We start from the raw sequence: 12,007 nt of genomic DNA, 5'->3' as shown, positions 1-12,007 counted from the left end.
ATGAATAAGAAAGCCCTTATCAATCGTCTTACCACATTGTCACTGTGTTTTATTGCCTCTGCTTCATTGGCCAATGAACGAATCATCAGTGCAGGCAGCGCGGTGACCGAGCTGATAGTAGCACTCGGGCAGCAACAAAAGCTTGTAGCGGTCGATGTCACCAGTGAACTGCCAGCTGAACTTACGCTACCTAAGATTGGCTATCACCGACAGCTCTCCGCTGAGGGCTTGTTAGCTCTGGGGGCAACACGTTTAATCGGCTCAGATGAAATGGGGCCGGACACCACGTTAAATCAGCTGCGCTCAGCTGGGGTGGAAGTCGATGTTGTCAATACCGAGCCTACACCTGAGGGGCTGCTATTGCGCGTAGATCAAATCGCATCTTTGCTCAATGCCCAATCGCAAGCTGCGGCGTTGAAGCAGAAAATCGAAAATCAGATTACCGCTCTGGGGAGCAATAAAATGGATGACAAGTCAGCTCCCAAAGTCTTGTTCTTACTGATCCATGAAGGCCGCCCGGCAAATGTAGCTGGTCGCGACACCACGCCAGACGCCATCATCGATCTAGCAGGCGCTCGTAACCCTGCAGCGAATCAACTTAAATCATACAAACCTCTTTCGACAGAAGCGATTGTAGACATGCAGCCGGATGTAATTCTGGTCAGTGGACGAAGTTATAACAAACTCGGTGGCGCAGATGAGATTGTGGCAAAAATGCCGATGCTTGCTGCAACGCCAGCGGGGCAAAACAAACGGATCATCCAAATCGATGGCCGCGCTCTGGTAGGTGGTCTGGGCTTAAAAAGCCTGTCAGAAGCCGAACGCCTGAGCGCGCTACTGAGATAACAACATCCAGGTTATGTTAATGCGTCGACTCCCCTTTCCTGCTGCCATCGTCCTTGGCAGCCTCGTTCTGACCGTGACCGGCATTAGCTCTATCACGGTCGGACCGATGGATATTAGCTTCTGGAACAGCGTGCAAAGCTTGCTTTTGCAATCGGACCAGCTAGCTCCTCATATCAACCTTGTGATTCATGAAATACGCTTCCCGCGCACTCTATTATGTATGTTGGTCGGCGCAATACTGGCCTTATGTGGCACCGTGATGCAGGGGCTATTTCGAAATCCTCTTGCCGAACCTGGGATCATCGGGGTCTCAGCCGGAGCTTCCCTGGGTGCAGCACTCGCCATCGTTCTGTTTGCAGAGGTTAGTCAGCAATATCCTCAGTTTATGAACTTAGCGGCGGTGCCAGTGTTTGCTTTTCTTGGCGGAGCACTGACTACCGTATTGGTCTATAAACTCGGTACCAGCAAAATGGGGACCTCAGTGACAATTATGTTGCTAGCAGGAGTAGCTATCAGCGCACTTTCTGGCGCCGGTATTGGTTACATGAGTTTTGTCGCCGATGATCAGATGCTGCGCGATCTTTCCTTGTGGTCAATGGGCTCTCTGGCTGGCGCTAACTGGTCTGGCATCCTACTCTGCGCGACTACGCTGCTCTTGCTGATGACAATATTCACTGGCAAAGCAATGGCCCTCAACGCACTGTTGCTTGGTGAGGCAGAAGCGGCGCACCTAGGCATTCCAGTACAGAGATTAAAGCGTCAACTGATCCTACTCACTGCAGTAGGCGTTGGGGTGACAGTCAGTGTGTCCGGTATGATTGGCTTTATTGGTCTGGTTATTCCCCACTTGGGCAGAATGCTCTCCGGACCCGATCATCGCACCTTACTACCGATTTCAGCCTTGATGGGGGCACTGCTTCTCACTCTGGCCGATATGTTTTCTCGTGTAGTGGTCGCCCCCGCAGAGCTGCCTGTCGGTATTGTTACGGCCCTTATCGGCGCGCCCTTTTTTATCTATCTGCTCTTCCAGCAAAAAGGAAAGATCCTCTGATGCATGACACCGTTTTATCCGCAAAACATGTTTCGATGACATTTGGTAACCGGACAGTACTCGAAGAGATCAATATCGAGCTTCGCGCAGGTGAAGTAACCACGCTGTTAGGCCCGAACGGGGCAGGCAAAAGTACCCTGCTAAAACTATTGTGTGGAGAAATTCCTTCGGGCTGCGATATCCGCTACTTTGGCCGTCCGCGTCAGCAGTGGCTGCCTGAAGATCTGGCAAAACATCTGGGGATGCTCCCTCAGCACAGCACGCTGAGTTTTCCGTTTCTTGCTCATGAAGTCGTTGAGCTGGGTGCCATTCCGCTTAATGTTCCTACTAAAGAGGCTCAGGCACTTGCTCGTAAGTATATGGCGATGACCGATGTCAGCCATCTTAGTGAGCGTCTCTATCCCTCATTATCCGGTGGAGAAAAACAGCGCCTGCATCTTGCGCGAGTATTGGTGCAACTCGATCAGGCACAACATCAAAAGATACTGATGCTGGATGAGCCTACTTCTGCTCTGGATTTAGCCCACCAGCACAATACACTGAAGATTGCCCGTAGACTTGCTGATGAATTTTCAACTGCCGTTGTCGTGGTACTACATGATTTAAACCTTGCTGCACAATATTCCGATCGACTGGTTGTATTGGATCAGGGCAAAATTGTCTGCGACGCTACGCCATGGCAAGCACTGAACTCTGATTTAATCAAAAAAGTTTACGGTTATGATTCAATCGTCTCACCTCATCCGACACTAAACTTTCCGATGATATTTCCAGCTGCTTAATCTAGTTCGAAAGGTTAGAAAACCTTAGCTATACTCAGGTTATTGCGTTTAAGGAAGAGTCAAAGATGCTTCGGTTTACGGTCATAATCATCGCTTGTTTCACCGCACTAACAAGTAATATAAGCCACGCACACAATACAAGCTTAACCCATGTAAAAGTCTGTGGTGATGCTATCGACTGGCCTCCTTACACCTACGTAATAGATGAACAAACGCTCGGCTATGACATTGAGATTCTTGACGAAGCCCTGATGAAAAATGGGATCAGCTATGACATCACTATGACCTCTTGGTCCCGTTGTCTCAGAGGGACAAAAATGGGAGAATTTGATTTGGCAGTCAGTTCTTCGTACAACACAGACAGAGATAGAGATTATCTTTATACTGAGTGGTACTATAGCATTACACCCTACTATATTTACTCATTGGATCGCTTCCCTCAAGGACTGACCATCAGCGATGTTAAGGAGCTAACCGATTACAAAGTCTGTGGCAATCACGGCTATAACTACACCGACTTTAATCTCAACAACATCATCCGAGCCGGAAACTCAGTTAAAGATGCTTTGGATATGTTGGAACGAGGCGGTTGCGAGGTGTACCTTAACTGGGTGGAGATCATTGATGGGATTAAATCGGTTTGGGGCATTGATTACATTCAGGACAATCTGGTTGCTGAAGTGGTACCGAATATGCGCCCCCATAAATTTTATATGCTGATTTCTAAAAAGTTTCCTGCCAAAGCCGAGCTAAAAGCAACGCTCGATCCCTACCTTACCAGTATGCAGGCTAAACACTCCGCTCAGTAGTCAGCGGATCAATAATAGAATGCCGCCCAATTTGGACGGCATGCATTTTTGTTTAGTTGTATGCTGCGATTAGTGCTGAATCCACGCTTCTTGCCAGTAAAGGCCTTCACCTGGTTTGTACACTTCATTCGCACCACACCAGCCTGTCACTGGCCACTTTTTACACTCGTAGTTGACCCCTTGCTCTGTCACCAAATCCCCTTCGTTATATGCATGACCAAGTTGCCACGCCGGATAGGCTCCGCCTTGAGGCTGAAGAGTGATGGTTTTGCTTTCAGTCACAACATTGTTGGCCGAATCAGTCACTTCAACAGATACAGTTGCAGACGTTACTTCCGCCACATCTGGTGCTGTAAAGCTCGCAGATAAATTGTCATCCGCCACTACCAACTGAATGCTCTCTGCCGAGTTCCAAACAATGTTGAACGAGCTGTCATCGACATCGTCAATCGATACACTAAGCTGCGCGACACCACCAGCGGTAGCACTTTCAGGTGCGTTAAGGGTAACTTCAGGAGGGAAATTACCTGGCATTGGCTGAGCGTTAATCGCCATTGTATCTGAGTCACTAACGCCGTCGCTGTTGGTCACTGTGAGACTAAACTCAAAACGCACGTCACTGTCTACCGGAGGTACGACTACAGATGCAGAAGCTTGATCCGCATTCGTTATCGTCAGAGTAGGCGCCGATGGTGAAACTTGAGTCCACTGATAAGTTACGCTCTCGCTGCTACCATTTTGGGAACCACTACCATCAAGAGTCACGTTGCTATTGTCTGAGTATAAGGTGACATCACTTCCTGCATCCGCCACTGGAGGCTGCGGGCCACTATCATCGATAATGTTGACATCAAACTTGTTATCGACACATTTTACATAATCACCATCAATAAAAGCAGAGAATGGACCTTGATAGGCAACAAGCTGACACTTGTAGACTTCACCGCTTGGCGTATCCGGAGTCCAGGACCAATCCTGCTCCCAGTAGACTTGCAGCGCACCAGCGCCTGATTCGGTAAACTGCTTCATGCTCGCACAGCCCAGAACTTCATCTTCTGGTACGTCAACACCAAGATATGAAGCAAATTCACGGTAGTACTCGATTCGATTCAACGATTGTTGATGCTCTGAAGAGCCACCACACTCAACACCACCATTGATGATCTGAGTTGTCACACCAAATCCTGGCACCAAGCCGTTATTCAGGTCTTCCTGATTTGGCTGCCAAGTACCATCCATAACATGCAGCATGCTTGGTTTTGGAGGTTGGGGATAGAGATAGAAGAACACCGCGCTGGCAAGGTTCAACCAGGTATCGGCAACTAACTCAGGTTCGTTAAGTAGCTTTTCAACATTGCCATAGATTGAGTATGAGAAAGGTCCATAGTTGTAGTTGTAACTGAGCTGTTTAGCCCCTCGACCAAAGTAACTCTTATTGGAGCCATCCGGGAATGTTCCACAAGGATACGCCTGCCCCTGCCACAATCCTGAGTCACAAATTCCGTAGCCTCCGGGCGTATTTTCATCCCAGCCAATCTCTCTTAGATAGACTAAGCCTTGACGCCATTGTGGATTCTCGCTGTAAGCATTATGGCCGCCAGTCTCTTGAGTAAAATGGGCAAACATAGTGGCCAGAGATTTACGACAAATCGCGTCTGAATCCCTTCCATCACTGTAAGTGCCACAAAATGCTGGGTATTTTCCCACCCCTTTAAGGAAATTGAGATAGGTGTAGTTCTGGTGACGTTCTGGAAACAAGAACTCCCACTGTTGCTCAGAAACGATCGACTCGACACGTTTTACGTTCTCCGGATTCGAAGGTGAGTTAACGGTAATCGCTTCAACCACATCGTTATCTAAAGTCTCTATCGACTCCTGAACCAATGCCAAGCCCTCAGGTGCCTGAGCGATAATCTCTTGCTCGTCGGCCTGTAACTGACTCAAATTGATATCATAGGTTTCTGCGAGAGCTATGCTTGGCACAAGACCCGTCGCCATCACCCCCACTGCTAAAGGCACGCTTCTTTTTTTAATCATTATCAATCCTTATTAGACAATTGAACCTTATATGGTTCGCCGCACTATTGCGGACGAAATGGTGGAGTTTTAATGCAAGCCGCTCCGAGACCATTTCAGCCGCTATCCTATTGACCCTTAACGGTCAGTTTTGCGGATGACATCAAGTAATCCAAACCTGTAAGAATTGACTTTCAACAAACTATGACCTTGTTTCAGAATAAGTAGTAAACAGGCGGTAATCCTTTAATTTATTTTGAAGCAAAATCAAATAGATACCATTGATAGCAATAAATATTGAGAGGTTTTGCATTGACTATATATATGCGTGCAACAGTCAAATAGCGGCGTCGCTGAGAGCTAAGCGACTGGGATAAAAGCTTCGAACAAGGCAGCATTCCAAATGGAAGATTGAAACGCTGCCACAAAGAGGGTTACAGAAGTCGACGACGCAATCCAGAGCGCTCTAAAACACGGGTAGAGATCTCCTCGACAGACAATGAGGATGTGTTGATGTACGGGATAGCTTCGCGGCGAAACAGAGCTTCAACAGTTTGCAGCTCATGCAAACACTGTTCATTGCTTGCATAATCACTTCCCGCCAGACGGTTTTCACGGATCTCAGTCAAACGTTCAGGATCTATGGTCAGGCCGAACAGCTTATGGCGATGAATTTCAAACTCAGGCAGCAGCTTTAATCGACGTAAATCATCATCAATAAATGGGTAGTTCACCACCCTTAAACCAAATTGCATTGCCATATAGAGGCTAGTCGGTGTTTTACCGCTACGAGAGACACCGAGTAAAATAATGTCCGCCTCTTCAAGTCCTTTAAGAGTAATTCCATCATCATGCGCTAATGTATATTCAATGGCGGCAATACGGTCGAAGTACTTATCTGAATCCTTGCTGACACTGCGCGAGCGCTGAAGCTTAGGTTTGGGTTTCATTTGAGTGTCGTCCTGAACCCGCTGAACGATACTTTCTAATACGTCATAACCATAAGAGTTAGAAGCAAGCAGTTTGCTACGTAGTTCCGGAATCACCATCGAGAAGAACACCAGAGGTTTAACACCATTTCGGTCATACGAGGCTTCAATCTCTTTTAGCAATTCAGCCAACTTGTCTTCACTTTCGACAAACGGAAACGTTTTTTCGTTCGCTTTAAAGGGAAATTGACCCAGAACAACGTGCCCTAACGTTTCACATGTTATCGCGGTTCCATCAGAAACATAGAATACATCACGACTTTGAATATCAATTTGCATTTTATTTTAAACTTTAAAATTCTTTTGAGTAGGATAGTAGCCATAATATCGATAATAAAACCCGGGTTGCTGTTACGGCCCCCACAGCTTTAGAAATTCCTTGTGAATTTTTTTCAGCTTTTACGTAATCGTTTGCCCACTCCCTACAAAGCTGCAATGTTTCTGGAGAAAGACATGCAAAACAACACCCTCTGGTTCGATGGCCTATCGATGGAAGATGTCGACAAAGTCGGCGGTAAAAATGCTTCGCTTGGTGAAATGGTTTCTAACCTCGCTAATGCTGGCGTTTCTGTACCAAATGGATTCGCGACCACTTCCTACGCGTTTAACCAGTTCTTAGATTACGAAGGACTGGATGACCGCATACATCAACTGCTTGATGAACTGGACGTTGATGATGTAGAAGCTCTGCGTAAGACAGGCGCTACCATCCGTCAATGGGTTTTAGAAGCCCCCTTCCCTGCTGATCTAGAGCAGGATATACGTGATAACTACCAAGAACTCATTGCAGGTAATGAAGAGCTGTCAGTCGCTGTTCGTTCTTCAGCAACTGCAGAAGATTTACCTGATGCTTCATTCGCAGGTCAGCAAGAGACTTTCCTTAACGTGAAAGGTATTGATGCTGTCCTTGAAGCAACGAAACATGTTTACGCATCACTGTTTAATGACCGTGCTATCTCTTACCGTGTCCACCAGGGGTTCGACCACCGTGGGATCTCCCTATCAGCGGGTATCCAGCGCATGGTTCGCTCGGATAAAGCATCCTCTGGGGTAATGTTCACTCTGGATACTGAGTCAGGCTTTGACCAAGTGGTTTTCATCACCTCATCATGGGGTCTGGGTGAAATGGTTGTTCAGGGTGCAGTAAACCCGGACGAATTCTACGTTCACAAGCCAATGCTTGAAGCAGGTCAACAAGCCATCGTTAAGAAGACCTTTGGTTCGAAACTGATCAAGATGATCTACTCAACTAACCAAGAGATCGGCAAGCAGGTAGACATTATCGATACTTCTGAACAAGAGCAGAACCAGTTCTCTCTTAACGATGAAGAGATCAAGGAACTGGCTAAGCAAGCGATGATCATCGAGAAGCATTACCAACGTCCAATGGATATTGAGTGGGCAAAAGATGGCATCGACGGCAAACTATACATTGTTCAGGCGCGTCCAGAGACGGTTTGTTCTCAGAGCGAGCAGAATGTTATTGAGCGTTACGAGTTAAACGATAAAGCGCAGGTTCTGATTGAAGGTCGTGCCATCGGTCAGCGTATCGGTTCTGGCCCAGTGCGTCTGGTCGATTCATTAGACCAAATGTCACTGGTACAGGAAGGCGATGTCTTAGTCACAGACATGACTGACCCTGACTGGGAACCAGTGATGAAGAAAGCCTCTGCGATCGTGACTAACCGTGGCGGCCGTACTTGTCACGCAGCAATCATTGCCCGTGAGCTTGGTATTCCAGCTATTGTTGGCTGTGGTAACGCAACCAGTGGCCTGACGGATGGCGAAACGGTGACAGTATCTTGTGCCGAAGGCGAAACCGGTTACGTTTATCAGGGCGAGCTTGAGTTTGAAGTGAAACGCTCTTCTGTTGATGAGCTGCCAATGCTGCCAACCAAGGTGATGATGAACGTCGGCAACCCGGATCGTGCCTTCGATTTCGCGCAGATCCCTAACGAAGGTGTCGGCCTTGCTCGTTTGGAATTCATCATCAACAAGATGATTGGTATTCACCCGAAAGCTCTGTTGAACTTTGATGCGCAAAGCGATGAGCTTAAAGCAGAAATTACTCAACGCATCCGTGGTTACAAGGATCCGATCGACTTCTACGTGAGCAAGCTAACCGAAGGGATCGCGACTATCGCAGCGGCTTTCTGGCCACAGCGTGTGATTGTTCGTATGTCTGACTTCAAGTCTAACGAGTACAGCAACTTAGTTGGCGGTCAGGGTTATGAACCTCACGAAGAGAACCCGATGCTTGGCTTCCGTGGCGCCTCTCGTTACATCTCTCCGGTATTCGAAGACTGTTTCGAGCTGGAAACGCAGGCGATTAAGCGTGTACGTAATGAAATGGGTCTGAAGAACGTTGAAATCATGATCCCATTTGTCCGTACTCCGAGCGAAGCGGCTTCGGTTATCGATTTACTGGCTAAATTCGATTTACGCCGTGGCGATCAGGGTCTGAAAGTTATCATGATGTGTGAGCTGCCATCAAACGCGATTCTGGCGGATGAATTCTTGAAGTACTTCGATGGTTTCTCTATCGGTTCAAACGATATGACTCAGCTTACCCTTGGTCTTGACCGTGACTCTGGCGATGTCGCTCACCTGTTTGATGAGCGCAACCCGGCGGTTAAAGCGATGCTTAAGATGGCCATTGATGCGGCAACGAAAGCGGGTAAATACGTCGGTATCTGTGGTCAGGGTCCATCTGACCATGAAGACTTAGCTGAATGGTTGATGGAGCAAGGCATTAGCTCAGTTTCACTCAACCCAGATACGGTGATTGATACCTGGTTGAAGCTAGGTAAAGTTAGCAAGTAACCACTACAGAAAGTAAAAAGGCTTCCACTTGGAAGCCTTTTTTAAATCTAAAGCCAGATTCAGATTAGAACTTGTAACCGCCGCCAATCATAAATACCCATGGGTCGATAGTCACGTCAGTAGAGTACTCTTGACCACCCGCGGTGTATTTTGCTGTTGTTTCGATATCGGCATACCAAACTGATGCGTTTAAGAACCAGTCATCGTTAAGCATGTAGTCTACGCCCACGTTTGCTGCCAGACCCCAAGAATCATCCAGTGACAAGTTACTTAGACCTGCAGCCGTACCTGTTCCATTTAACTCTTCATCGAAGAAGACAGTGTAGTTGATACCAGCGCCTACATACGGGCGGATGTCGCTTTCTGCTTCACCGAAGTAGTACTGCAGCATAAAGGTTGGTGGCAGGTGCTTAGTTTCCGCTACTTCACCCAGATTAAGTAGGTTAGTTGAGATACTGTGCGAAAACGGCGTTGCCGCTAGCACTTCAAAACTGATGTTATCAGTGATCATATAGCCAAGAGTCAAACCAAGCTGTACGTTTGAGTCAACTGAAAAAGAGCTTCCAGGAGTATCCAGCACATTGCCACTGCTGTCGTTTGGTACGACGGCTGCTAATCCACCACGTACAACAAACTCTCCCTCTTTATGAGCAAAAGCATTAGCAGAAGCGAGAGTGGCCAAGACGGTAAGGCTTAAAAGTGTTTTTTCATTATGAAATCCTTTTGTAGGGTTTTGTTTTATAGAATTATTTGCGCAGAAAAGTAGCACATTAAAACCCTACAAAATTGAGGGAAATCAATTTGTGAAAGTTATTGAGTATTGATTTATCTTTTTTATTTCAGCGATCACTAAAATTTGCAACATTGGTGACATTTATGTAATGCAACTTTTATGTTCATCACGCATAAAAAAAGCTCCCGAAGGAGCTTTTGGTTAACTGGTTGTCTCTGTCTGAGGCTGACTGGCGAGTTCTATCTCTCTTTGCTTCAGCATTGCATTCCATTCATCACGACGGATTTTAAAGCTCGCCATCTGATTGTTAGGCACGGAGTTGGCCATTGGAATGTTCGCTTTCATCGCATTGACAGGACGCCCACGGTCGATCAATTCATAGTGAATATGCGGCCCAGTCACACGACCGGTTGCACCTGACAAACCAATCCGCTGACCGCGAGACACTTTCTGCCCTTTACGCACCAGAATTTTGCTCAGGTGAAGATAACGAGTCTTGTAGCGACTGCCGTGCTGGATCACCACATAGTTACCGGCATAAGGGTGTTTACGCGTCATAACCACCACACCGTCACCTGTTGATACGATTGGTGTCCCTGTTGGCACAGCCCAGTCGGTACCATTGTGAGGGGAAATTCGTCCCGTCACAGGGTGCTTACGGTTAGGGTTAAAGTTCGAACTTAAGCGGTAGCGGCCAGTAATTGGCTCACGCTGGAAAGCTCGTTGCAGGCTGTCGCCATTGTAATCGTAATACTGACCATCACTATGTAGGTAAGCGGAAAGAACTCGCCCGCGGTTGTAAATCCTGATCGCCTGGATTTCACGGTTGCCGGTAAGTTGCTCGTCGACGTATTGACGAGACTGAACCACTTCAAACTTATCCCCTGCACGTAAGTCACGAGCAAAGTTAACCTTATCCTTAAGTAAGCTGACTACCTGTTCTATCTCGCTCTTACCTAAACCCAGTGCATTGACTGACTGAGAAAAGCTGCCATTAATTTCGCCAACTAATGCGAAAGGTTTCCACACACCTGGAATTTTAACGTCGGTAAACTCGTAGTCACCATCGCCCACCCGGGTATATACCGCGCGCTCAACCAAACTAAACTCAAGTTCCATCTTAGCTAGCGATTTGGTTTCTTCATCTCGCCAGAATCGCAGAGTGTTACCCGGTTTAAGAGTATCTAACGCAAGGTAGTTAAGATCGGTTTCCATGATTTTCATCAGTTCACTGTAGCCAAAGCCCAACTGATTAAAAATACTGCTTAGGTTATCACCCGCTTGAATGACGTACTCGTAGTCCGGCACATCTTGCGCCACATCAGTGTCGGTCATCAAGTGATCGACCAATGTCGAGTCAGGGAGGGAAAGATCAATGGTGCGCTGGTATTGACCATGTTGCGGTGAGCTCGAAACCGCGATTGCCGCGAGGATCGGTAAACTCAATACCATCAGCTTTTTCGGCCTAGATAGCTCTTGGAAGCGAGACTTCAAACTTCTAGTTTGCACAATTTGACCTATTAATCGAAATAAACAAAGGCCTAAGAGTACAAACTTGTCTTAGATTTGTCACCTTTCGATTGTCAGGTTTGCAACAAAAAGGCGCTGATCGCGCCTGTTTGTTTTTTGTCTAAATCTTCTTTTCGCCTGTCAGGCTTTACTGATAAGTGGACACTAATCCATTATCCTCACCAAAGCCATTTGGGCGATAAAGATCTGCAGCAGGATCGTTGATCCACTTCTCTTTGTCTATCAAGTACCTAAACTCGAACTCCTGATCCTTAGGCAAACGAGTCTTAAATTTGTACGATTTTGACTTCGCGACTTTTTTCATTTCTATCGGTTGCCAGTCTAAAAAGTCAGCAACGATTTCTACACTGTGCCCAACCCCGTCCGCCGAGAGCTCAAACGTCACTTCAACTTCATCCTTGGTTTTAAAAAACGCTTATTGATCATAT

9 protein-coding genes and 1 pseudogene are annotated in these 12,007 nt (G+C 47.0%); 5 read left to right on the top strand and 5 right to left on the bottom strand.

Annotated features, from left to right (window positions below):
• The 4 genes from RH46_RS16135 (at position 1) to RH46_RS16120 (ending at position 3,488) form a co-directional block, all read left to right on the top strand.
• Positions 1-846, top strand: coding sequence for a heme/hemin ABC transporter substrate-binding protein (locus RH46_RS16135; protein ID WP_006880580.1), 846 nt, complete (start codon positions 1-3; stop codon positions 844-846).
• Positions 847-859: 13 nt separating this feature from the next.
• Positions 860-1,897 (top strand): FecCD family ABC transporter permease, encoded by a 1,038-nt coding sequence (locus RH46_RS16130; RefSeq protein ID WP_040896033.1) that lies wholly within the window; start codon positions 860-862, stop codon positions 1,895-1,897.
• Entirely contained in the window at positions 1,897-2,679 is a 783-nt protein-coding gene (locus RH46_RS16125) for a heme ABC transporter ATP-binding protein (RefSeq protein WP_006880578.1), read from the top strand. The genes RH46_RS16130 and RH46_RS16125 overlap by 1 nt, the downstream gene beginning before the upstream one ends.
• A gap of 65 nt (positions 2,680-2,744) precedes the next feature.
• Positions 2,745-3,488 carry a substrate-binding periplasmic protein gene (locus RH46_RS16120; RefSeq protein ID WP_006880577.1) on the top strand — a complete coding sequence of 248 codons (744 nt, stop codon included), beginning with the start codon at positions 2,745-2,747 and terminating at the stop codon, positions 3,486-3,488.
• A 69-nt stretch (positions 3,489-3,557) separates the two neighbouring features.
• Here the strand turns inward: RH46_RS16120 and RH46_RS16115 are convergent, their stop codons facing one another.
• Complete coding sequence (locus RH46_RS16115) at positions 3,558-5,525, bottom strand: glycoside hydrolase family 19 protein (protein ID WP_006880576.1); 1,968 nt, start codon at positions 5,523-5,525, stop codon at positions 3,558-3,560.
• Positions 5,526-5,938: 413 nt separating this feature from the next.
• Positions 5,939-6,772 (bottom strand): posphoenolpyruvate synthetase regulatory kinase/phosphorylase PpsR, encoded by an 834-nt coding sequence (ppsR, locus tag RH46_RS16110; RefSeq protein WP_006880575.1) that lies wholly within the window; start codon positions 6,770-6,772, stop codon positions 5,939-5,941.
• Positions 6,773-6,928: 156 nt separating this feature from the next.
• Between ppsR and ppsA the strand changes: the two genes are divergently transcribed.
• Positions 6,929-9,316: a phosphoenolpyruvate synthase gene (ppsA, locus tag RH46_RS16105; protein ID WP_086013142.1), complete on the top strand. Its 2,388-nt coding sequence runs from the start codon at positions 6,929-6,931 to the stop codon at positions 9,314-9,316.
• Positions 9,317-9,380: 64 nt separating this feature from the next.
• Here the strand turns inward: ppsA and ompW are convergent, their stop codons facing one another.
• The 3 genes and pseudogenes from ompW to RH46_RS16090 form a co-directional block, all read right to left on the bottom strand.
• Positions 9,381-10,058: an outer membrane protein OmpW gene (ompW, locus tag RH46_RS16100; RefSeq protein ID WP_040896051.1), complete on the bottom strand. Its 678-nt coding sequence runs from the start codon at positions 10,056-10,058 to the stop codon at positions 9,381-9,383.
• Positions 10,059-10,250: 192 nt separating this feature from the next.
• Positions 10,251-11,504 (bottom strand): peptidoglycan DD-endopeptidase ShyA, encoded by a 1,254-nt coding sequence (locus RH46_RS16095; protein ID WP_040896050.1) that lies wholly within the window; start codon positions 11,502-11,504, stop codon positions 10,251-10,253.
• 202 nt (positions 11,505-11,706) lie between these two features.
• A pseudogene (locus tag RH46_RS16090) lies at positions 11,707-12,005 on the bottom strand (isoamylase early set domain-containing protein).
• Between the last annotated feature and the right edge of the window lie 2 nt (positions 12,006-12,007).

Source organism: Vibrio brasiliensis LMG 20546 (assembly GCF_000189255.1).
In the GTDB taxonomy this organism is placed as follows: Bacteria; Pseudomonadota; Gammaproteobacteria; order Enterobacterales; family Vibrionaceae; genus Vibrio; species Vibrio brasiliensis.
This window is presented reverse-complemented; position numbering and strand designations above follow the sequence as displayed.